Source organism: Burkholderia pyrrocinia, assembly GCF_022809715.1.
In the GTDB taxonomy this organism is placed as follows: Bacteria; Pseudomonadota; Gammaproteobacteria; order Burkholderiales; family Burkholderiaceae; genus Burkholderia; species Burkholderia pyrrocinia_C.
Window position 1 is genome coordinate 425408 of the sequence record NZ_CP094459.1, and the last position, 22172, is coordinate 447579.

17 protein-coding genes and 2 pseudogenes are annotated in these 22172 nt (G+C 61.3%); 12 read left to right on the top strand and 7 right to left on the bottom strand.

The window, feature by feature from the left end:
- Window positions 1–69: 69 nt before the first annotated feature.
- Window positions 70–723 carry a hypothetical protein gene (locus tag MRS60_RS02005; protein WP_243565139.1) on the bottom strand — a complete coding sequence of 218 codons (654 nt, stop codon included), beginning with the start codon at window positions 721–723 and terminating at the stop codon, window positions 70–72.
- Window positions 724–1128: 405 nt separating this feature from the next.
- On the opposite strand from MRS60_RS02005, the gene MRS60_RS02010 reads away from it, so the two are divergent.
- The gene (locus MRS60_RS02010) at window positions 1129–1287 is read left to right on the top strand and encodes a hypothetical protein (RefSeq protein ID WP_175750206.1); all 159 of its coding nucleotides are present in this window, start codon (window positions 1129–1131) and stop codon (window positions 1285–1287) included.
- Window positions 1274–1825 carry a hypothetical protein gene (locus MRS60_RS02015; protein WP_175750205.1) on the top strand — a complete coding sequence of 184 codons (552 nt, stop codon included), beginning with the start codon at window positions 1274–1276 and terminating at the stop codon, window positions 1823–1825. The genes MRS60_RS02010 and MRS60_RS02015 overlap by 14 nt, the downstream gene beginning before the upstream one ends.
- A gap of 100 nt (window positions 1826–1925) precedes the next feature.
- On the opposite strand, the gene MRS60_RS02020 is transcribed toward MRS60_RS02015, so the two are convergent.
- Both MRS60_RS02020 and MRS60_RS02025 read right to left on the bottom strand, forming a co-directional pair.
- Window positions 1926–2660, bottom strand: coding sequence for a LytR/AlgR family response regulator transcription factor (locus tag MRS60_RS02020; RefSeq protein ID WP_243565140.1), 735 nt, complete (start codon window positions 2658–2660; stop codon window positions 1926–1928).
- Between the two features lies 1 nt (window position 2661).
- Window positions 2662–3684 carry a sensor histidine kinase gene (locus MRS60_RS02025; RefSeq protein WP_432207833.1) on the bottom strand — a complete coding sequence of 341 codons (1023 nt, stop codon included), beginning with the start codon at window positions 3682–3684 and terminating at the stop codon, window positions 2662–2664.
- 472 nt (window positions 3685–4156) lie between these two features.
- Here MRS60_RS02025 and MRS60_RS02030 point away from each other — a divergent pair, with 472 nt between their 5' ends.
- Complete coding sequence (locus MRS60_RS02030; protein ID WP_243565141.1) at window positions 4157–4699, top strand: DUF6622 family protein; 543 nt, start codon at window positions 4157–4159, stop codon at window positions 4697–4699.
- A 360-nt stretch (window positions 4700–5059) separates the two neighbouring features.
- Window positions 5060–5263, top strand: a complete 204-nt coding sequence (locus tag MRS60_RS02035) for a hypothetical protein (RefSeq protein ID WP_131945810.1) — start codon at window positions 5060–5062, stop codon at window positions 5261–5263.
- 59 nt (window positions 5264–5322) lie between these two features.
- On the opposite strand, the gene MRS60_RS02040 is transcribed toward MRS60_RS02035, so the two are convergent.
- Complete coding sequence (locus MRS60_RS02040) at window positions 5323–6123, bottom strand: transporter substrate-binding domain-containing protein (protein ID WP_152862631.1); 801 nt, start codon at window positions 6121–6123, stop codon at window positions 5323–5325.
- 370 nt (window positions 6124–6493) lie between these two features.
- Here MRS60_RS02040 and tssI point away from each other — a divergent pair, with 370 nt between their 5' ends.
- The 8 genes and pseudogenes from tssI (at window position 6494) to MRS60_RS02080 (ending at window position 18912) form a co-directional block, all read left to right on the top strand.
- A complete protein-coding gene (gene tssI / locus MRS60_RS02045; protein WP_243565142.1) occupies window positions 6494–9673 on the top strand; it encodes a type VI secretion system Vgr family protein in 3180 nt (1059 codons plus the stop codon).
- 57 nt (window positions 9674–9730) lie between these two features.
- Window positions 9731–14356, top strand: coding sequence for an RHS repeat-associated core domain-containing protein (locus MRS60_RS02050; protein ID WP_243565143.1), 4626 nt, complete (start codon window positions 9731–9733; stop codon window positions 14354–14356).
- A gap of 1 nt (window position 14357) precedes the next feature.
- Window positions 14358–14648, top strand: coding sequence for a hypothetical protein (locus MRS60_RS02055; RefSeq protein ID WP_243565144.1), 291 nt, complete (start codon window positions 14358–14360; stop codon window positions 14646–14648).
- Between the two features lie 672 nt (window positions 14649–15320).
- A pseudogene (locus MRS60_RS34930) lies at window positions 15321–16121 on the top strand (RHS repeat domain-containing protein); the annotation flags it as partial.
- A gap of 123 nt (window positions 16122–16244) precedes the next feature.
- Window positions 16245–16415 (top strand): annotated as a pseudogene (locus MRS60_RS35020) (HNH endonuclease); the annotation flags it as partial.
- Between the two features lie 69 nt (window positions 16416–16484).
- Complete coding sequence (locus MRS60_RS02070) at window positions 16485–16928, top strand: DUF4265 domain-containing protein (protein ID WP_243565145.1); 444 nt, start codon at window positions 16485–16487, stop codon at window positions 16926–16928.
- A 690-nt stretch (window positions 16929–17618) separates the two neighbouring features.
- Window positions 17619–18203, top strand: coding sequence for a hypothetical protein (locus MRS60_RS02075; RefSeq protein WP_105393974.1), 585 nt, complete (start codon window positions 17619–17621; stop codon window positions 18201–18203).
- Between the two features lie 385 nt (window positions 18204–18588).
- A complete protein-coding gene (locus tag MRS60_RS02080; protein WP_243565593.1) occupies window positions 18589–18912 on the top strand; it encodes a DUF7716 domain-containing protein in 324 nt (107 codons plus the stop codon).
- 85 nt (window positions 18913–18997) lie between these two features.
- Here the strand turns inward: MRS60_RS02080 and icmH are convergent, their stop codons facing one another.
- From icmH to tssJ, 3 genes are all read right to left on the bottom strand, one after another.
- Entirely contained in the window at window positions 18998–19780 is a 783-nt protein-coding gene (gene icmH / locus MRS60_RS02085) for a type IVB secretion system protein IcmH/DotU (RefSeq protein ID WP_034183673.1), read from the bottom strand.
- Window positions 19777–21123 carry a type VI secretion system baseplate subunit TssK gene (tssK, locus tag MRS60_RS02090; RefSeq protein WP_034183674.1) on the bottom strand — a complete coding sequence of 449 codons (1347 nt, stop codon included), beginning with the start codon at window positions 21121–21123 and terminating at the stop codon, window positions 19777–19779. The genes icmH and tssK overlap by 4 nt, the downstream gene beginning before the upstream one ends.
- A 102-nt stretch (window positions 21124–21225) precedes the next feature.
- On the bottom strand, window positions 21226–21837 hold the full coding sequence (tssJ, locus tag MRS60_RS02095) for a type VI secretion system lipoprotein TssJ (protein ID WP_034183675.1): 612 nt from the start codon (window positions 21835–21837) through the stop codon (window positions 21226–21228).
- Window positions 21838–22172: the final 335 nt, after the last annotated feature.

A 22172-nucleotide genomic window follows, 5' to 3' on the forward strand; every position in this document is an offset into this window, starting at 1 on the left:
TGCTTCGGCACACGGAATGTGCCGAAGCAGGCATGCGGGATTTCCTTCGCGACCCGGCGCCGCGCATCGCTAAGCGATGCCGTTGCGCCGCAGCCAGTCTTCCAAGCAGTGCCTGCATACCGATTTCCCGCTTTCGAGCAGGTGGATGCTGCGGTCGCCCGATTCCATTCGATAGATGCCTGCGGAAAGATCGATATCCGGTCCCAACACACGAAGAAGGAAGGCTTCGTCGAACCAGAATTCGTTTTCTGCTTTCGGTGAAATCACGACTACCTTGATTAGCCGACCGTGCGGCACCGCGTCACGCCGATCGATCAAGGCTGCCGTGGTTGGCGATGTGCGCGAACCGAACGCAATCCCGTGGATGTCGCACTTGACGAGCGGGCCGCTCACAGTCGCATTGTCGGCGACGATCGCCGTGTCGAACGCGCGTGACACGGGCGTCGGCGAGTGCGGTTGTTCGCCTGATCGTACGAGCAGCTCATCCAGGCAATCCGGGCAAACGGGCGCGCACGCCTGGTCGAGCAACGCGATCTTTCGCAGCTCAGTAACATGTGCGACGCCGTCGACAGAGTTGGCGGCTACCGCATGCTCGTCCAGATCCGCGCGAGTCATCCATGCAACATGACTCCGTTTGGGGCGATCCAGCGAGACCCGCACCAATTCATCGGGTTCGAATCGTCCGCGCTCGCGGATCCGGTCGCCGACGCGTTTCGCTGCCACGGTGAATGGCCGGACGCCGTGCCTGGGGCACAACGTTGGAGACATCATCTGTCGTTACCTCGTCATCGATTACTTCACACGCGGGCCGACGCCATGTCGGTTGAGGAATGCCCACGCACGCTTGCCCCCCGCCGGAACGTCGGCTCCCCCGGCGTTGAGCACGTCCATCACGTGCGTCATGCAGCTGTTGTTGGACACGTCATAGGCGCCGTCTGATACCTTCGCGCTACCGGCGCGTCTCTTGTCGCGCCGGAATTTCTGTGCTGCACCGACGTCCGGTATATCGAAGGTGGCACTGTTGACCGGTTCACCTGACGTTAGGCTACTGACGCGTACGATCCAGGTTTTGTCACCGTCAATGTCCTGTTCACTGTGCACGTTGCCGGATATGGTCTTGACCGTGTAATGCCCGGTAGCACCACCGATATGGTGGTATCAGTAGATCACGCATTTGCGCAGGATCGTCTGGCCAAGGGCATCGAGCTCGAAAAGAGCACGCCGAAAGACCTCAACAACGAGTTCCACATTACCTTTGCTCAGAAAAAGAAAAATGCAGATCGTTAAGACGTGGTGCATCACCGTCCTGGTTTCGGTGCTGGCGGGCGGCAGTACCGTCGCATTTTCCCGACCGTTGGTGCAAGACTGCCTGACACAGGCCGAGGTCAAGCAGATGGACCGCGACTTCTGGGCGACTTTCCCGTCGCTGGACGGTTTCGCCGCCTACGCAGCGCCGAAGTTTTCGCTGGGTACCAATATCACGGAGCTTTCGCAGTCGCTTGCAGCAACTGCGAGCGGTCCTGCGCGGGCGCGTGTCGTCGCCGCATTCCTTGCCCAGCATCCGGACGTGTTCGGATCGTTCAAGACCGCGCACGACTCGGCATACCTCTACTATCCCGGGCACGATCACAGTCCGGATGCCGTGCGTACTTCGTCGACGTTCCCTGTCGGGCAGTGCGTTTCCGAATTCAATTACTCGACCGATCTGAGTCATGCCCAGTGCGTCGCCGGGCAGCGTATCCGGGCATACAGTCTGTCGTTCATCAAGGACAAGGGGCGCGTGATGCTGCGAACGGGCGTGCTCGGACTCGACTCCTGCAACTGAACTGCGCGCCGCTGCACGGACTGACGCCCTGAGGCTTCTGTCGGGTAAGCGGCATGGCGGCGGCAAGTTGCGACAGTCCTGCGCGTAGAGGCAGATAGCGTCACATCTGCCTGAACAACCCCGCATACGCGCGACTGACCGGCAGCATCTCCCGCTGCCCGCGCACGCGAATCCGCAACCTTCCGAGCAAGTCGCGCTCGACCCGATCGATCGCCGCATACGCGACGATCACGCCGCGGTGCACCTGCGCGAATCGCTCCGGGTCGAGCCGCTGCATCAGTTCCTTCAACGGCGTGCGAATCACGAGCCGTTCGCCGGCTGTGACGACTTCCGTGTACTTGTCCGAAGCCTGGAAATACAGCACGTCGTCGACCGATACGAGCCGCGTCGCATCCTTCACGCCCACGGTCAGCCAGTGGATCGGTGCGGCGTCTCGCGATTGCGCCGCCTGCGCGAGCGCATCGGCGTGCGCGACGGCCGGCCCGCCGCGCTGGAGCTTCGCGATACAGCGCAACAGCCGCTCGTCCGTCACCGGTTTCAGCAGGTAGTCGACCGCCGCGCGATCGAACGCGTCGACCGCATATTCGTCGTAGGCCGTGACGAACACGGCATGCACGTCGGGCACCAGCGCAGCCAGCTTCAACCCGTCGATGCCGGGCATCCGGATGTCGAGAAACGCGATGTCCGGGCGCGGCGACGCGTTCAACGCGGCCAGCGTTTCGACGCCGTTGCGCGGCATCGCGACGATCTCCAGTTCGGGCCAGAGCTGTCGCAGCCGCTGCGCGAGCGATGCGGACAGGTTCGGTTCGTCGTCGGCGATGAGGGCGCTCGGCATGTCATTCGATCGGAATCAGCAGGGTGGCGGTGACACCGTGCGCGGCGCCGGTGTTCGTCTCGACGGTGACGCGGCCGCGCTCGCCGTGCAGCGTCCTGATGCGCGCGGCGACGTTGGCGAGCCCGACGCCGCCATGCAGGTGCGTGTCGCTTTTACCGAGGCCGACGCCCGTGTCGATCACGTTCAATTCGAGCCTGTCTCCTCGCATCCTTCCGCGAATGACGATTACGCCGCCGTCGATCGACGGCTCGATCCCGTGCAGCAGCGCATTCTCGACGAGCGGTTGCAGCAGCAGCGGCGAGAACGGCAACGTGTGCAGATCCGCCGGCACGTCGATCGCATACGACAGCCGCTCGCCGAGCCGGATCGACGCGATCTTCAGCAACGCGTCGACGAGTTCGAGCTCTTCGCCGAGCGTCGACGTCGCATTGCGCGTGCGTCGGAGGCTCGCACGCAGGTATCGGTTCAGGCTGTCGAGCATCGTCGATGCGCGCGCCGGATCTCGCTCGATCAGGCTCTGCACGTTCGCGAGCGTATTGAACAGGAAGTGCGGTTCGATCTGCGCCTGCAGCAGCGCCAGGCGCGCGGCCGTCTCGGCCTGGCGTGCTTCGGCGGCTTCGCGCCGCTCGGTTTCGAGCGTCGCACGCATGCGCATGGATTGCAGGAACAGCGACACGCACACGAACAGGACAGCCGAGACCAGGAACGACGACCCGTAGTTGTCCCACGTGACGATGCGTGCCGAACCGAACACATGCGGCACCGTCCCGCCGACGATCGCCGCCGCGATCTCGAATCCGGCGAAAACGCTGACCGGCGCGATCACGACGGCCTTCAGCGCGAGCCCCGACACGCGTGGCAGCAGCCGGTTGGCGGCAACACTCAACAGCAGCGCGCAGAAGCCGACAGCGTTGGCGACGACGAGGTAGGAGACGACGGGTTCGTTGAAATGGATGACCCAGAAGCCCAGGCCGACGACCGAGTTGAAGCACACAAGCCCGAGCAGCGCGATCGGATCGCGCAGCCATCGCGGCGCGCTGCCGGCGCGCGGCTGCGGAATCGGCGAAGTGTCGGGCGTGGCTCGCATGGTGTCGGGTGAGTGTGGGCGCGCGATGCGCATAGGGCCTGACCTTACCGCCGGATGTGCAGGCAGCGCACGAACTGCGACGAACGGTGCGCGGCTTCGACGAAGCGCATCGGCCGCCGACGGTTGGCCGGTTTCGGTCACGAGTTTAGTGGAACGCGTTGCAGAAGGACATCGGGCGACACCGGTTTCGCGCCGCGCACGAAACGCCGATCGGTCGTCGAAGCTGGGCCTTTCAGACATTTCCGGCTGCCGGATTCGATGGTGTGCCAATCCTTCCGGTTCGCCGAACGACCGTCGCCACGACGCGCAATTCGTCCGCGAATTCCTGCCTCCCGTCGCAAGCCGTGCCGCCGGAAAGGATCGGACAGTACGGTGTAGCCGTGTCCATACCGATCAGGCGACTCCAACCATGTCCGCGCTCTTTCACCTGAAGCCTTACGTGTATGTGATGTTCTGCATGCTGCTCTACATCGGCGTCAAACGCTGTTTCCCGCGCGAGGTGCCGGCGGCACGACCGCTGATCTCGCCCGTTGCGTTCGGGATGCTCGGCATCGTCAGCCTGAACGGACTTTTTCCACGCGCCGGCGTCGACGCGAATGCGATCGCGCTGGCCGCTGTCCTGACCGGCGCCGCGCTGGGCTGGCTGCATGCGAGCCGCTGGCGGCTCGCGTACCGTGCGACGTCGTCGGGCTTGCGCGTGCGCCTGCCCGGCGATGCGAGCCTGCTCGTCACGCTGATGCTGACTTTCGTCGCCGAAACCTGCATGCATTACGCGGTTGCCGCACGCGAGCCGTGGGCAGCCGCGAGCGGCTTCGCGATGTTGTCGTTCGCGGTTTGGGGCGTGCTCGTCGGGATGCCGCTCGGGCGTGCGGTGAACGTGGTCGTGCGCTGCATGCGCGATGCAGGCGAATCGGCACGCAGCGGCATCCCGTATTCGATCGATCCGCGCTGACGGGCGGGCGCGACAAGGAAAGCGGGAAAGCGCGCGGCTGGCGGACACGAACGCGAGGCAGTTCATCTTCGGCAACCGGATCGGCATCGGGCCTGACGCGCGTGCGATGCGCGCCGTTGCGCCCCCGTTTTGCTGTCACGGTCGCGTCACGATGCGCCCATAAGGTTGCACGTTCCCGTCTTGGCGGCATCGCCGGAACCGGGGCGTGCGCAACCTGCTTCCGACGACGTGCCCGCGTCGCAGGCGGGCAACCGGGATCTCGCTCCCGGCGGCGCACCGTCCATGCCCCCCACCATTTCATTCGAAAGCAGGATCGACGCCGATTCGAACCGGATCGCGAACGATCAGGAGACCTGGACCATGTTGAGTCCGCATGAATTCTCGATGCTGCTGCGCATTGCGCGTACGCCGGACAGCGTCGATCAATCGAATCCGGCCTTCGCCGTGCTGGTTGAAAAGCGGCTGGTCGTCGATACGCAGGTGCGCATGAGCGCGGTAGCCGTGCGCCCGGCGCTGACGCCGATCGGCCAGATGCTGCTGGCGCGCTTCGACGAAGCGGCCTGAGAGGAAGCGTCACGCCTTCATCGAGACGAAGGGCGTGACGCATCGAAACGCCGAACCGCTTACTGCGCGACCGGCACCGTCACGTCGCTGCCGAACCAGTGCATCGAGATCTTCTTCAGCGTACCGTCCTTTTGCAGCGAAGCCAGCGCGTCGTTGATCGCCTTCTCGAACTTCGGGTTGCCCTTGCGGAACGGGATCGCCATTTCCTGCTTGCCGCCGTTCAGCACCGCGCCCGCGCGCAGCGGCAGGTTCGACGTCTTGATCATGTACGGCAGCATCAGGCGATCGTCGAGCGTCGCCTCGATCCGGCCCGCGGCGAGGTCGCGCAGCTTCTCCGGCGCGCCCGGATACGTCTGCACCTCGATGCCCGGCACGGTGCGCGCCATCTGGTCGTAGTTGGTGCCGAGCGTCACGCCGAGCTTCTTGCCCTTGAAATCGTCGAGCGACTTGAAGTTGCGCGTGTCGTCCTTGCGCTGGATCAGCTGCGCGGCCGAGTACGTGTACGGCTGGCTGAAGTCGAGCACTTCCTTGCGCTGCGGCGTGATCGTGACCTGGTTGACGATCACGTCGAACTTGCCGGCCTGCAGGCCCGCGATGATGCCGCTCCATTCGGTCGGGATGAACTGCGTCTTCACGCCGAGCTTGCCGGCGACCGCGTTCGCGACGTCGACGTCGAAGCCTTCGAGTTGACCCGACGTGCCGCGCGAGTTGAACGGCGGATACGTGCCTTCGAGGCCGACGCGCAGCACGCCGGCTTTCTTCACCGAATCGAGCAGGTCGTCCGCGTGCGCGGCGACGGCCGTGAAGCCGAGGGCCGACGCGAGCAGCAGGCCCGACAGCAGGAACTTCGAACGTTTCATCGCAGATCTCCAGTGTTCAGTACGGTGTTGTGGTGAGCGCCGGGCGCCGGCCGCGCCCGGTGGGCCGTAATACGGGCACGTAGACACTACTCGCAACCGCGCCGCGCCGGAAGTCGAATTGGCCCTGATTGCAATCGATTTCATGGGGGAGAGGCGACTGACTTACTGTGGCGTGGACAGGAATCGGCTCGGCTGGGGCGAGCAATTCGGTGAGCAGTCCCGCTCGGATATTTTCCGATTGCACTCGAAATGTTCTTTTAAATCAGGTCATATTTCGGGTTCGTGCTGTAATTTGTCTGTAAAATCGCGCGAGCGGAATCAAATGCCGGCGCCATCCGAGGGCGCGTCAAAAGAAGAAAAGGCCGTAGTCATGAACATGCAGAACACAATTGCCGCATTGCGCGGCGGGTTGCTTCAGCAGGACCGGCTGCTGAAGCTCGACACGCCGTTGGGGGCCAATGTCCTGACCGTGCAGCGGGTGGTCGGCCGTTCGCGCATCGGGCGCGCGTACGAGTTCACGCTCGACGTGCTGTCGACCGATAGCGATCTGGAACTCAAAAAGCTGATCGCGCAGCCCGTCACGTTGTGGATCCAGCAGAGCGACCGCAGTTACCGGCCGATCAACGGATACGTGCATACCGCGCGCCGGCTGGGCGCCGACGGCGGGCTCACGACATATCAGCTCGCGTTCGCCGATTTCACCCATTTCCTGAAGTTCCGCCGCGATCAGCGGCTCTGGAACGACGCGACCGTCGACCAGATCATTTCCGACGTGCTGAACAAGCATCCGCAAGCGCAGGGCCATTTCCGCTTCGCATTGTCGAAGCCGCTGCCGAACCGTTCGTACACGCGCCAGCACGACACCGACTGGCATTTCGTGCATCGGCTGATGGAGAACGAAGGGCTCTACTGCGCATGGCAGCAGGCCGACGACGGCAAGTCGCATACGCTCGTGATCACCGACAACCTGCAGGCGTTCGCGCCGCTGTCGCCGGAGGCCGTGCGCTTCTATCACGGCGGCGCGGCCAGCGAGGCCGACGCGTTCACGCAATGGTCGGGCACGCGTACGCTGCAGAGCGTGACGCGCACGACGCGCACGTTCGACTACAAGAATCCTTCGCAGCCGTCGAACCCGAAAGGCACGTCGCTGCCGACGATGGGCGGCCAGGGCGAGTTGCCCGATCAGCTCGAAGTCTACGAGTACACGGGCGCTTATACATACCTGGACCAGACGCGCGGCGACCATCTGACGAAGGTCAGGATGGAGGAATGGGAGTCGCAGGCAAAGCGCTTCCATGGCGCGGGTGGCGTGCGCGCGATCGATGCGGGCCGGCGCTTCACGCTGGCCGACCATCCCGAGCACGATCGCGATCCCGCTGATCAGCGCGAATTCGCCGCGATCGAGGTGGCGTGGTGGATCGAGAACAACCTGCCCGTCGCGAGCGACGGCGCGGACTTTCCATATAGTCTGCGCGAGGCATTGACGCAGGTGCAGGAGCGCTACGGCGCCGATCCCGCATTTCGCGTGCCGCACGAGGATGGCTCGACCGGCTTCTATCTCGTCGAAGTCGAAGCGCAACGCGCGAGCGTGCCGTATCGCAGCCCGTTCGAGCATCACAAGCCGGAGATGCATCTCGAGACGGCGATCGTCGTCGGGCCGCAGGGCGAGGAAGTCTATACGGACGCGTTGAACCGGATTCGCGTGCAGTTCGTGTGGGACCGCCTGAACCCGGGCAACGAGAACGCGTCGTGCTGGGTGCGCGTCGTGCAGTCGGATACGGGGGGCGGCTACGGCGGCGTGCACGTGCCGCGCATCGGCGAGGAAGTACTGATCGACTACGTCGGCGGCGACTGCGACCGCCCGCTCGCGGTCGGGCGCGTGTACAACGGCGCGAACCAGCCGCAGTGGCATACCGACGGGATCCTGTCCGGATATCGGTCGAAAGAGTATTCGGGCGGCGGCTACAACCAGCTCGTGATGGACGACGCGACCGGGCAGAACCGCGTGCAGCTGATGAGCAGCAGCGCGAACAGCCTGCTGCATCTCGGCTACATCATCGACCAGAGCGGCAATTCGCGCGGCGCGTATCTCGGCAGCGGGTTCGACCTGCGCTCGGATGCGTACGGCGCGGTGCGGGCGAGCCAGGGCCTGTACGTGACCACGCATCCGAAGGCGGCGAACAGCCAGCCGCTCGACGTGAAGGAGGCGCAACAGCAGCTCGTGACGGGCGAGAGCCTGGTCGAGGCGATGTCGGGCGTGAGCGAGCAGCATCAGGCGGAAAGCCTGAAGGACGCGCAGGACACGATGCGCGCGTTCACGGACGCGACGCAGGACAGCGCATCGGGCAGCGCGTCCGGCGGACGCACGGCGGGCGGCGGCACGGGCAACGCGAACGCGTTCAAGGAACCGGTGATGCTGTTCGGCAGCCCGTCGGGAATCGGGATGTCGACGCAGCAGTCGGTGCATGTGGTCGCGAACGATCACGTGAACGTCGCGAGCGGGCAGAGCGTGCACGTTGCGGCGGGCAAGTCGCTGATCGGCAGCATCGGGCAGAAGCTGAGCCTGTTCGTGCAGAACGCGGGGATGAAGCTGTTCGCGGGCAAGGGCAAGGTCGAGATCCAGGCGCAGTCGGACAACGTCGAGGTGACCGCGCAGAAGGCGGTGAAGATCGTGTCGGCGACCGACCGGATTGAAATCGCGGCCGATCAGGGAATCTTGCTGACGAGCGGCGGCGGGTATATCCGCATTCAAGGCGGGAACATCGAGATTCACACGCCGGGTGCGGTGGATGTGAAGGGCGCGTCGCATACGTTCGCTGGGCCGGCGAGCATGGGGTATCCGTTGCCGAGCCCGCGGCCCGATCAGCCGGGGCAACTGGAGTTGTTTCACAAGTACGTGAACGGCGAGGCCGTGAAGGGCGGGTTGTTCACGGTGAAAGACGTGAACGGCGCGGTGCTGAAGAAGGGTGCGCTCGACAACAGCGGCTACACGGTCGTGAGCGGGCTGCCGCCCGGTGCGGTGCGTGTCGAGTTCGGCAAGGACCCGCGCGAGTCGGATCAGCCGGCGAACTACTTCAAGCAGGCGAAGTGGCCGGCGGAGCCCGTCGAGCCGTCGCCGGAAGCGGCGCAGGCCACGGCGACTGGGCAGCTTGCCAGCCAGTTGCAGGGGATGACGCCTGCAGCGGCAACGGCTGCCATGGGGCTCGTGAGCGGCGGTGGCGCAGGTGCTGCGCTGGGCGGGCTGGCGAGTTCCGCGTTGCCGGCTGCGGCGACTGCGCTGGGTGGGGCGGGCGTGGCGTCTGCGTTGCAGACGGCTTCGAGCCTGAGCGGTGCCGCGAAGCAGGTGGCCGGGATGGTGCAGGCTGCACGGCAAGGCGGGCTCGCGGCGCTGGCCGCGCCGGCGGCGAACGCAGCATCCGGGGCGCTGCAGGGCGCATTGCCCGGTGTCGCGGGGATTGCGGGCAAGGGCGCGACGACGGTGGCGTCAGCGGCCGGTGCGACTGGCATGAAGCTGCCGACGAGCGGGTTCGGCGGACCGCTGAAATCCTGAGAGGGCGGCGCGTCAGCCGTCAAGAACAACTAAATCGCGATTTGAACGAAAAACGACATGGCACAACAACTTCCACCGGGCGCCGAGAAGGAACAGGCTGTTTCCTGGCTCAGTGATATTTCGCCGAAGGATGTCGCGGCGGGGGGCGATCGCTTCAATCAGTGGTTGCTCCGCATCAGCGGCAATCACATTTCGTTCGAGGATCTCAAGACCGTTGCAAGCGCGGTACCGATCATCGGCAACCTGATGGCGTTTTACGATGCGGTGTGCGACATCGTGACGATCATCGAGAAGCGCAGCGCCAATTTGCTCGATTATCTCGGGCTTGCGATCAACCTGATCGGCGTTATTCCAGTTCCGCCGCCGCTGGCGTCGTTCCGCCTGTCGGCGCGGCCGCTGCTCGGGCTCGTGCGCAATCAGTTGCTGGTGTCGCGCGGCAATCTCGGCGCGGCGATCATTTCGGTGCTCGTCACGCACGTCAATGCCGCAGCCGCGACCGAAATCGAAAATTTCCTGAAGACGCTGCAGGACGTTCTTGTCGAGCTGCTGAACGACTGCGCTGCGAAAGCGCAGGAATTGATGGTCGGGCTTGCGACCGGACTGGAACTCGCGCTCAAAGGACAGCTTTTCGACAGCAGCGCAAACGTGCAGCGTACCAAGCAGATCGCGCGGAAGATGGACGATCGGTCCTGGTACAACCCGATGCTGGTGGTCGACGCGTTCGAGTACGGCTACGAAGGGTCGATCGCGCTGGGCAAGGACGTCGGGAACGCGACGGCCGGGGCTGCCGCAAAGCTCGCGCCGGATTCGTGGCTGCAACCGTTCCGCGATATCGTTACGTTCCTGAAGACCGAGGCACCGAAGGTCGCGAAGGCGATCCGCGATCTGAACGGCAGCGAAGAGGGCAAGATGCTGTGGCTCATCGCGCAGCTGGTCCAGGCGGTTGCACAGGTACGTTTGCGCGGGAAACCCCACGAAAAGACGGCGGATGTGCCGCCCGGAGGCAAGGGGAAGGCGCGGAACGATCGCCCTCAGGAGCCGGTCGGCATGACCGGGCAGCAAGCGCGAGCGGGCGGTGCGGGCCAAAGTCCATGCAAGGGTTGCCAGATCGGCGCGTCGCCTGCATCGATCGATTTCGCATTCGGCGACGAGACGTTCACGCATACGGATTTCGAACTTCCCGGTGCGTTGCCGCTCGTCTGGGCTCGCACGTATCGATCGCGTCTGTCTGCATACGACGACGGCGAACTCGGCGCGCGCTGGCTTACGCCCTATACGACGCGCATCGATGTCGACGGCGATACCTGGTTCTATCGAGACGCGAGCGGACGCAGCATCGAATATCGCGCGCTTGCCGTCGGTGGCGTGCATGACGATCTCGCGGAGAACCTGACGCTGTCGCGCCTTGACGATACGTGGCTCACGATCGCGTACGGTTACGACGCATTGCACGTGTATGAACGGCGCGGCGATGCATTCCGGCTGGCGATGCAGAAGGATCGCGCGGGCAACACGATCACGCTCGATTACGATGCGCTCGACCGCGTCGCGCGGTTGATCGACGCGAGCGGCAACGTGCTGTCGTTCGAGCACGACAAGCACGGGCGGATCGTGCTGATCGAGCAAGTGCTCGATGGCGGCGAGCGTCGCACGCTTGCGCGCTACGCATACGATGACCAAGGCGATCTCGTGCGCGCTACCGATCGGCACGGCAACGCGTGGAGCTATGAGTACCATCGACATCTCGTCACCCGCTACACCGATCGTACCGGCCGCGGGATGACGCTCGAATGGGACGGTGCAGACGCTGACGACAACGCAAATGCGAAATGCGTGCGCGAGTACGCGGACGACGGCAGCCTCGACATCCGTCTTGCGTGGCATCCGAACATTCGTCTCACCTACGTGACCGACGCGCTCGGTCAGATGACGCGCTACTACTACAACATCAACGGCTACGTTTACCGGATCGCCTATCCCGACGGAAACGAGGAATGGTTCCGGCGCGACGCGCACAACAATCTGACGCTGCATATTCTGCAGGATGGCAGCATCGAGCAGATGAGGTACGACGCGCGCGGCAACCTCACGTGGCACGAGCGTCCGGACGGCAGCATTGTCGAGATGGGTTACGACGACAAGGACCAGATGGTTCGGCTCGTCGATCCGAACGGCCATGTCTGGCAGCGCAAGTACGACGATGCAGGCAATCTCGTCGAGGAGATCGATCCGCTCGAGCACTCGACGAAGTACGCATACGGCGACAAGGGATTGCCGACGCAAATCACTGACGCGAAAGGCGGTACGAAGATACTCGAGTACAACAAAGCTGGGCAGCTTGCCAGCTATACGGATTGTTCTGGCAAGAAGACAGAGTGGGCATATGACGATGTCGGTCGCGTGATCTCGACGAAAGACGCAGCGGGCAGCATTACGGCCTATCGCTACACATCGAACGGCCAATTGGCAGAGGCCCGTTCGCCTGCCGGTGTTGAGCAGTTGAATTTCGACGCCGAAGGCCGTTTGCTGCGGCACACCGATCAGTTGAATCGATCGACGCGATACAGTTATGACGCAGCTGGGCGAGTTGCAAGCCGCACTGATGCGCTCGGTCAGATGCTTGCGTATCGCTATGACCGTCTTGGTCGGCTCAGCGTATTGACCGACGCGAATCACGCAACGTATCAATTTCACTACGATCCGGCGAGTCGACTGATTGAGGAGGTTGGTTTCGACGGTAAATTGACACGCTATGAGTACGATCCTCAAAGTGGCAGCTTGGTCGCCGTGCACGAGGCCGGCAATGTGACAACCGTCGATACCGACGCGAACGGCCGTCTGCTCAAGCGTACGGCAGGCGAGAGTGAGGAGCGTTTCGCGTATGACGCTAGTGGTCGCCTGATCGAGGCCTCGAACCGCTATAGCCGCGTACAATTTTTCTTCGATGCGGTCGGCAACCTTGTGCGTGAGCATCACGCCTATCGGGTGTTCGGCGAGCAACGAAGCTACGTGTGGCATCACGAGTATGACGAGCTTGGCAATCGGCGACGCACTGTGCGGCCGGACGGTCATTCGATCGACTGGTTGATTTACGGCTCCGGCCACGTGCATGGGATGCTGCTTGATGGCGAGGAGCGTGTGCAGATCGAGCGGGACGATCTTCATCGCGAGACGGTGCGGATGTTGTCGAGCAAGATTGGGCAGCGCACGAACTACGATCCGGCAGGACGCATGCTGCAGCAGACGATCCAGCGGGCAACGTCGCCCGCACCGCTTGCCGAGCGGTGTTACCGGTATGACGCGGCAGGACAACTGTCTCGGATCGAAGACAGTCGCAAAGGCGGAATCGACTATCGATACGATCCGGTCGGGCGACTGACCGAGGCGATCAGTCCGGTTGCGACGGAACGGTTTGCATTCGATCCAGCGGGCAACATTGTCGATCCGGCGCATTTGCTGACGGAGCGCGCATCGCGGCCAAGTCCCGTGCGGCCAGAGAATACGTTGCCAGCCGAGGTGCCGAAAGTGGTCGGCAACTTGCTGAGGAAGTATGCCGGGATGCATTTCGAATACGACGAAAGGGGGAACCTCATTCGTAAGCGTACGCCGGCGGGTGAGCAGGTGTACGAGTGGGATGGGTTCAACCGCCTTCAGGCGGCGCATGTGACTGAGACGCTGCGGCAGTGCGAGGCAAGATATTTTTACGACGCGTTCGGGCGGCGGATCGCGAAGGAGATGAACGACGAGCGCACCGTGTATGGATGGGACGGCGACACGTTGGCGTACGAAAGTGATGCTACGCGCAGCACGCACTACGTATACGAGGCTGGCTCGTTCGTGCCACTCGCACAATACGTGACGGACCGGGTGGCGGGAATTCCGACACCGGGGTGGAAAAGCACCGATCGGTACGTACCAGAGGAAGATCCGTTACAGAGAGTGCCGGAACGGACCAGCGACGCGGCGGTATTCTATTACCACTGTGATCATATCGGCTCGCCGCAACTGATGACCGACGAGTTGGGTGATGTGGTGTGGGAGGCGTCATACAAGGCCTGGGGTGAGGCGCACGCGGTGATCGAGCGTGTTTCGAAGGTGGCAGGGACTGCGCCGAGGAATCTGCTGCGGTTTCAGGGGCAGCAGATGGATGAGGAGACGGGCCTCGCTTACAGTCGGCACCGGTACTACGACGCAAATGTCGGGCGATTTATCAGCGCCGACCCTATTGGCTTGGCCGGTGGGCTGAATATCCACCTATATGCGCCGAATCCGGTGGGTTGGACCGATCCGCTGGGTTTGTCTCCGGCGACTTTGCTGAAGAATATTGCAGCCGTTAGAGCTGGTCGGAGCGTGACAGTTTGCTCGTTCAAAGAGGCGGCAGCCACGTTGTTCGGGGCGTTCCCTGACGCGCAAAAGTCTGCGGGCTCGGGAAACAAGTCAGCGGAGAAAACCTCTAGAGATAAGGCTGCCTTCAAGGCAAATCGACAGAATGAGAGTGGTCGAGCGTCATATCATATGGATTATCAGGTCAATCCTGAAACGGGGGTTTTATATGGGCATGAATCGCTTCCAGACGGGCATCCGCATAAAACAACGCCGCACATTAATGTGATTACGCCTGATGGTGATAGGCTTGATATCTTTGTTGAGCAAAAAAAAGCGTGCCCATTGAAAAGGAAATGAAATGAGTGAGTGGCAGGTTGACTTTGAAAAGGTGGCTGGCAAGATCGGCGGGAAGAAGGGTTTGTGGGTTAATCGAAAGTATGAGCTCGATGGCGAGCCCGCAAGCAGTGAGTTTTTTATAAAAAAAACGGAGGCTGGATTTAAAGTCGGGTTTGATGATTATTTCGATAAGTATGAGGATGCTGTTGATCTGTATTTTGTTTACTTGAGGGCGAATTTTTCAGAATTGAAGCGTGCTGTCGAGTTTGCGTTGCGCGAAGGGTTTGTTGGTGTTGATGAATTGATGGGGTGATTGGGCTGTTTCTTAATATTGCTACTCAGTCTCAACGCCAGAGAGGGAGCGGTGGAAATTATGCAGCGGAGCGCTGTGTCGCATATAGGGCTCTTCGGCAAGCAGGTCTGTCAGAGAGCGAGACGCGTTGCCATATCATGCGGAGCGATGCTCACTTTGCCAACTTGGATGTGACTGGTGATGCGCCAATCCGAATACCGGGAAATCGAAGCAGTTCGGCTGGGATGTGGTAGCGTGAACGGATGGATTACGTCGGCGATGGTTCTGGAAATCATCAAGATATGTGCTCTGATTTCAAAGAATGATTTTTTCGCTTGGAGGAAGAGGGAAACTTCGAAGTGAGTGCGCCATCCGAAATAAAGACTGTGATTTTGGAGTGCCTGGGAGGGAATTCCCCGAGTGAGAGCGACCTGGTGCGAGTCGGAGTCCCGGATGAGAATTATGTTCTCAGTCATTCCGCCGTGTACGAAATAAATCCCAGTTCGCCATCGGATCGTGACAAGCGAATTCAAATGAATTTGATAGTCGATGGTTTTGAGAGCGACCTGACTCTGATTTTGCGTGCTCACAAGCGAGAAGGGGGGGATGAAGTTCGTATTTACGGTGCTCCCACGCTTTAGGCCGGCACGGGCCGCGTGCGCATGACCGACAAGCTCGAAGGCCTGAATGTCGGTCTGGCACTACGAATATGACGAGCTGGGCAATCGTCGGCGGACTGTACGGCCCGACGGTCACGCGATCGACTGGTTGATGTAGGGATCAGGGCATGTGCACGGGATGCTGCTGGATGGCGGGGAGCGCATGCAGTTTGAGCGTGATGAGCTCCATCGCGAAACGGTGTGGATACTTGTCGAGCAAAGTCGAGCAACGTACGCACTATGATCCTGCGGGGCGCGTGCTGCAGCAGACGATTCAGCGCTCGACGTCGCCCGTACCGCTCACCGAGCGGCGGTATCGCTAACGCGAATCGACGGCAGCCGCAGGGGGGGGCACTGACTATCGGTATGACCCGGTTGGACGCCTGATCGAAGCCGTCAGTCCGGTCGCGGAGGAGCGATTCGCGTTCGATCTGGCCGGTACGTACCGGAGGACGATCCCCTGCAAAAAGTGCCGGAGCGCCGGGCGGAAGCCAAACTGTTCTATTACCACTGCGACCAGATCGGGACGCCGCAGTTGCTGACGGATGACGTCGGTGACATCGTGTGGGAGGGGGCATACACGGCGTGGGGTGAAGTGCGGGAGGTGATCACGCGGGCGTCGACGACCGAGGGGGGCATGCCGAGGAATTCATTGCGATTCCAAGGGCAGCAGGCGGACGAAGAGACGGGGCTCGCCTATAACCGGTATCGGTATTACGATCCTGCAACAGGGCGATTCATCTCAAAGGACCCTATAGGACTTGATGGAGGTATCAACGCTTATCAGTATGCTCCGAATCCGATCGAGTGGGTCGACCCGCTTGGCTTGGCTCGAATTCCGAAATCGGTTAAGGATAAAGTTGCGCAAGAGAATCAAGATTTCTTTGGAAAGGCGACGTGCGAATGCTGCGGCGTTGATGTTGTTCCAGGAAAGAAGAGTCAGCGAGGCGTTACACCGCCAACCAATGAGCGTCAGTTTGACCATATTGAACCAGACGTGCTAGGCGGTGCGAATGATGAGGCAAATACTCAGGTTCTGTGCCGTAAGTGTAATAGGCGACTGTGGGACAGAATCAAGGATAACTTCAAGCGACTCAATCGCTTGGGGCGTACGCCATGCGATAGCTGAAGAGGGAATATGCGAGAAATTCGGAAGATTATTTTTAGATTGAAGAAGGATGAAGATGGATATCCTCCGATGGAATTTGAATCCATGTGGGGGATATTTTCGGATGAGTCATCGTGTGTCGTCGACAATGTGCCGTATTACGTGTATGGAGTAAGTAAAGGAGACGCGGTGGCGATAGAGAATGTCGATGGTGAGCTGTTTGTTTCATCTGTAATTTCTCGGGGAGGGCATTCAATTTTGAGAGTGTTTGCCGAAGATCCAGGCACCAAAGCGTCACTCATTTCTGAGTTGAAATTGCTTGGGGCGCAGTGCTCTGCCACGAGGGGGCTCTCCCTTTTTGCCGTTGATATTCCTCCGGAAATTGACTTTACAAAGATTGACGCATTTCTCGCGTCTCGATGTGATGGCGAGCATCTCGCATATGAAGACGCATGTTTGCAGCACGGTGGCATCGATGGTGATCGGGTACGAGAATGCGAGTCGCTTGCGTCAGTTCCTCTACGACTGCACTGAGGTGCGTAATGCATTGAGAGAGTTACCACCCACCCTTTAATGCTGTCTTCCAGATCGATGCATCGAGTACCAAGGGGAAGAATTAATAGTGTTGGACGCTCGGTTTTCCGGCGATGTTGAAGAATCGCGTATGGTCGGCATACAGTTGCCCATTCAATGAAGTCACGGAAATCGCTCGCTGGGATTCGATCAAGGGCCGCTAACGCGGTCTCTGATGTATGCGGTCACATGTGGGAGGCGTCGTACAAGGCGTTAGGGCGAAGCGCGGGAGGTGATTGCTCGGTTGCCGAAGACAACGGGAATCGTGCGGAGGAATCCGGCGCAGTTTTAGGGACATCAGATTGATGACGAGACGGGGATCGCTTATAACTGGTATCCGTACTACGTATCGAAGCGATGGTCGGCTCGTATCGAAGGACATCATCGGGCTGGTGGGTAGGATCAACTTTGATCAGTATGCTAGATAATCTAGCAGTGCTGGATTGATCGACTTGAGTTCGCGAAGCGATGCGGGTGATCATGTAGCGTTGAGCTACACCTAATCAACCGGGTCCCCGATCGTCTGGCTATCAGAGTTCTCACATCATGCAGCGCGTTGGGTTGTCGCCGCGGCTTCGTAAGCGAGGTTGGGAATTGTCCGATTTGGATAGCCAACTGGAAGATTGACGTTTTGGACTGGTGAAGTCGCCTATGCGAATAGTAATTGTGCCTTTAATCCTTCTCGCGCTTGCGACAGCTTCACATGCTTACGATTTTCGGCCAAGAGCCGCCGCCTCCCCTGATCTGACGCATCCAAAGCTCTTCAAAGCCAACGGCCTGAGCTTCCAGCTCCCTGCGGACTGGAAGGTCACGGCAAACGATCGACTCCGGGACACCGATGGCCGGGGCGTCAGTATCGAAGCCGACAAGTCCGCACTCGAAGTACTGAATCTGGACGTTGTTGTTCAGGTGCTGCGAACCAAGGTCGCACCTTCGTTCGAAGGTACTGCGCAATATCTTTACGAGAGCCAGGTGGACGACAAGTCCGCTCAATACACGAAGCCGGACTTTGCGCCGATCATGCTGAGCGACAAATACCCAGCGCTCGCTTCGCGCTATACGCACAAGATCTTCAACGACGATGAGCTCTATGCGCATCGTCTCGATCTCGTCACCAGCAAGGTCTGCGGCAAAGGTTGGACCTGCGTTGTCTTCTCGTCGGGATTGGCTGCTAACGAGAGCGCTGCGAAGCAAGGTATGGCCAAGATCTATGAAACGATCCGCTATCAACCTTGATATAGCGCGATCGATTCGCACGCGTCGTGACAGTTTTCGTGGCCGTTCAGTCCTCACGAGAAAGCAGCCGAGCAGGCTGCGTCTGTATCGGGGTGGCATCCGCATATCGTGACGCGGCGAGGCATCGTCAACGTGACCTGCCCGGGCGAGCGTCGGAACCGTCAACGTTCGAAACGTCGAGTGTCGAATTTCGTGGTTCATTGGCATAATCACGGCCTTTGACGATACGGATGCGCTGGATGCCACTGTTTCGCGTTCCAGGTGCCGCAGGGCGATAGGACACATCCGCCGAACCCGCAGGGATTCGTTGACGGCACCTGGGTGAAGCGTTCCCGTGCAGCGTGATTCGAATCGGCCGCCGCTTTTATCCGATGCCACGAACGTAATGCCTACCTCGACCGATACGGCGACTGCAGTCAGCCTGAAACAAGTCCTAGAAACCCCCGGCGATTTCTCCGGATGGCTCTGTCTGCCGCCGATGCCGTGGACGCTCGATACCGAGGGCGCATTCTCCGACGACACGAAGGACGCTGACGAACACACGGCGCCCGTCATCGCAACCCAACCCGGCTGGCAGATCACATTGAACAGCTCAACGATCGAGGACATCGTGATCAACGCGCATGACCAGATCGACGAACCTACGCTTGCGCAGTTGTTCGATGCGTTCGTGTTCTACGTCGAAAACGACGCATTCATTCTTTTCTGACGACGCGCAACGAGCGCGCCGAAACAAAAAAAGGACCGCTCAGCGGTCCTTTTCCTCATGAGGCGACGCTCTCGCGAAGCACCCATCAAGGCAACGAAATCGTCAAATTAGCCGACTCCGGCCCCACCTTGATCACCTGCGAATAAGGCGCGAGCGCCTGCAGCGTCTTGTCCTTCAGATACGAGTTGAGTCCGAGGAACCCAAGCAGCGCAACCAGCGCAAACACCGCCCCGATCGCCCAAACCGGCACCTCGCGCTTCAACCGGTGCGCGATCTGATCCGGCAACGGCCAGTGCGGCGCAAACGGAGCCCGCTTGCCCTTCATATGCGCGATCTCGTCCCCCAGCCGCGCCGTCAGATAAGCGAGCTTCTCCGGCCCTTCGAGCAGATACTTCCCCTGGAATCCGAGCAGCAGGCACATATGAAACACCTCGAGCGACTGCAGCCGCGCCGCGCCTTGCGCACGACATTCCTCGAGATACTGAAAGAACTTCTCGCCCGCCAACTGCTCGCCGAACAGCACGAGCTGCAGCGGCCGGCGCTCCCAGTCCGTGCGGATCTTGTACTGCGACGACAGCACCATCTCGTCGATGGCCGCGCAGAACGCGAACTTCGCGGCGTACACATCCTCGGCGGCGATATTCAGCTTCTTCGCGCCGCGCTCGAAATCCGACAGGAATTCCTGGATCCGCGTGCTGAACTCGCTCGCGCTGTCCGGCTCGCGGCCGTTCTTGAGCAGGAACAGCATGAAGAAGCCGTCGTACAGCAAGTCGAGCAGCGAACGGGCCTGGAACGCGGAGTCCGTCGACGCCGGAGTATGCATGGGTGCCGGCGCGTTGTCGCCGAACAGGGAAGGCGCGTAGCTCATGATGTGACCGCGATCAGTTCGAACTTCAGGTCATTGATGCCAGTCGGCGCATAGATCATCGCGGACTGGGCCTGCAGCATGCGCTCGTACAGCGCGCCGCGCGAATCGAGCGAGAAGTAGCACGCGCCCGGCCGCACCGGAATCGCGGGCGGCACCTGCGGCGTGTACGACAGCCGCACGCCGGGCATCGCCGACAGTACGAGCTTGTCGACGTCGTCGGGCGCACCGACCTTGAAGCGGGCCGGCACGGCATCGACGAGCTCGACGCTCGGCATGTCCGCGGACACCGCCAGGTAGAACTCGGTCTTGTCGTCGATCTTGCCCGAATCGAGGCGGCCGAGGTGGAACGACGGACGCACCTCGTCGAGCGTGATCGCGAAGTAGCGTGTCGAGATCACGGTGTCGAGCAGTTCGCGCAGCATCAGGTCGAGACGTGCAAAACTCGGCCCCGGATCGTCGTGGCGGTACACGGGCAGGTCGGCGAGCGTATAGCCCTTCGAGAACGTCATCAGCTGGCCCGCGAGGCGCAGCAGTTCCTGGAACAGCCGCTCCGGATGCAGCGCCGCGTGCTGGTGCAGGTGCGCGAGCGTCGCGAACGCGGCGTTCGCGGTATGCAGCAGCCAGAACGACGCGATGTCACCCGAGCGGAATTCGATGATGTTCTTCGACGGCTCGCGGTGGAACCCGTACAGCGCGTTCACCTTCGCCTGCAGCGCGTCGACCAGCTGGCGCAGCCGCTGGTGCAGGATCGGCGACGCGTCGATCGCGAGGCACGGCGGCACGAAGCTGTCGTCGATCTCGAAACCGGACGTCGCAGTGCGGCGCACGCGCACGAGCGGCACCGACAGCAACTGGTCGCGCGGTTCGCTGTGCGCGATCAGCTTGACCTGCGTCTTCAGGAACGTGATGTCGGCTTCGGCCGCGTCGGTGAAGTTGTCGGCGACGCTCGTCTGCTCGCTGACGAAGCGCGTCATGAAGCCTGCGGCCGGATCGTCGCTGTAGTTGGTGCCGTTCTCGCGCAGCGGGTGCAGCGCGAGATAGAACACGAATTCGTTGATGCCGTCGGGCAGCGTGTCCAGCGCGATCGGCGGCGGCAGGTCGTCGGCCTGCGGCGCGGCATACAGCGCGCCGTCCGGGAACACGAGCGCGAGATCGGCAACCCGCAGCACGTTGCTGCCGAGTGCGTCGCGGTCGATGCGCACGGAGCGCACGCCCCAGTTGTACGGCTGGATCGCCTGGATGGACTCGAACAGGCGCGCCTCGTGGTACGCGTCCTGTCGCTGAAAGTGTTGAGGCCGGAGGAACAGCCCTTCCCCCCACAGCACCTTGGCCGAATAACTCATGTCAAATCCGGTTAATGTGGCGTTGCGATGTAATCGATTTGTTCGTGCCCGAATTAAATCGCCAATTGTTAACTCTTGTTAATTGACATTCGTGCGTCATGTTTAACCGCAGGACACCGAGGAAAGCATATTCAGCGGTTGTGAAGGCGCACCCTGTTGCGGTGCGATGACGGTGCCGTCGGTGACCGTCATCGCGCAATTATGCAGGCCGATGATTATGCCGGATTTCTCCGACTTCGCCGGATCGAACGTCAGTTTCCATCGTTGCAGTGCGGGATCGCGGAACAGCGCGACGATGCCGAATGCCTGCGCTTCGCGCGAGACTTTTTCGGTCGCCGTATAGCGCTGGCCCGGAATCAGCGTGATTTCACGCACATTCAGCAGGTCGGCGCCGAGCGCGGCCTTTTCCTTGGTCGGATCGGTAAACGCGTCGAACGGCGCCTGCTGGAACGACGTCGGATCCTTCAGCGCGTAGAGCCGCACGACGAGCGCGAGCGGCTTGTGGTCGGTCGCGGCATTCAGGTTCGGCGCGGCGGCGAGCGTGATCCCGAGATTGCGCGGCGGCTTCTGCGAGTCCGGCAGCTCGGGCTTGCCGATGCCGGCGGCCTGCATCACGGCGCTTGCGGCCGAGCCGAGCAGCGGGGCGGCCGCGCATCCGGCCAGAAGGGCGCAGGCAACCAGCGGCAGCGCGTAGCGAATCATGGACGATCTCATCGTGTTTCCGGCGTGCCGCCTTTATCCCTGTCAAAACTGCCGGGTATTTCCGCGTTCGCCGCGCATCCCCGACATTGAATCGCTCAACTATTAAGCACGCCTGCGTCGCGGCAAGCGCCCGGAAATTTTTTCCGCCACCCGGGCGGCGCGTCGTGCGGCCAGTAAAACTTGCGCATCCCGGCCGAAGGAAAAACCGCCGCGAGCCCGCAGCGAGAGGTCATTCGAGGGGGTAGCGCCCGGTTTTAAAAGGAATTACTCTTCACACGACGATTGAATTATGAAAAATTGATCGGTACTATACCCGCGCGCTTCTTGCAAAGCAAAAGAACCAGATT

Bases quoted from the DNA above. Each gene is read 5' to 3' on its own strand.
- MRS60_RS02010 (WP_175750206.1), top strand. From the start codon at position 1,129: ATGCCCGGTAGCACCACCGATATGGTGGTATCAGTAGATCACGCATTT.
- MRS60_RS02015 (WP_175750205.1), top strand. From the start codon at position 1,274: ATGCAGATCGTTAAGACGTGGTGCATCACCGTCCTGGTTTCGGTGCTG.
- MRS60_RS02020 (WP_243565140.1), bottom strand. From the start codon at position 2,660: ATGCCGAGCGCCCTCATCGCCGACGACGAACCGAACCTGTCCGCATCG.
- MRS60_RS02030 (WP_243565141.1), top strand. From the start codon at position 4,157: ATGTCCGCGCTCTTTCACCTGAAGCCTTACGTGTATGTGATGTTCTGC.
- MRS60_RS02035 (WP_131945810.1), top strand. From the start codon at position 5,060: ATGTTGAGTCCGCATGAATTCTCGATGCTGCTGCGCATTGCGCGTACG.
- MRS60_RS02040 (WP_152862631.1), bottom strand. From the start codon at position 6,123: ATGAAACGTTCGAAGTTCCTGCTGTCGGGCCTGCTGCTCGCGTCGGCC.
- tssI (WP_243565142.1), top strand. From the start codon at position 6,494: ATGAACATGCAGAACACAATTGCCGCATTGCGCGGCGGGTTGCTTCAG.
- MRS60_RS02050 (WP_243565143.1), top strand. From the start codon at position 9,731: ATGGCACAACAACTTCCACCGGGCGCCGAGAAGGAACAGGCTGTTTCC.
- MRS60_RS02055 (WP_243565144.1), top strand. From the start codon at position 14,358: ATGAGTGAGTGGCAGGTTGACTTTGAAAAGGTGGCTGGCAAGATCGGC.
- MRS60_RS02070 (WP_243565145.1), top strand. From the start codon at position 16,485: ATGGAATTTGAATCCATGTGGGGGATATTTTCGGATGAGTCATCGTGT.
- MRS60_RS02075 (WP_105393974.1), top strand. From the start codon at position 17,619: ATGCGAATAGTAATTGTGCCTTTAATCCTTCTCGCGCTTGCGACAGCT.
- MRS60_RS02080 (WP_243565593.1), top strand. From the start codon at position 18,589: ATGCCTACCTCGACCGATACGGCGACTGCAGTCAGCCTGAAACAAGTC.
- icmH (WP_034183673.1), bottom strand. From the start codon at position 19,780: ATGAGCTACGCGCCTTCCCTGTTCGGCGACAACGCGCCGGCACCCATG.
- tssK (WP_034183674.1), bottom strand. From the start codon at position 21,123: ATGAGTTATTCGGCCAAGGTGCTGTGGGGGGAAGGGCTGTTCCTCCGG.
- tssJ (WP_034183675.1), bottom strand. From the start codon at position 21,837: ATGAGATCGTCCATGATTCGCTACGCGCTGCCGCTGGTTGCCTGCGCC.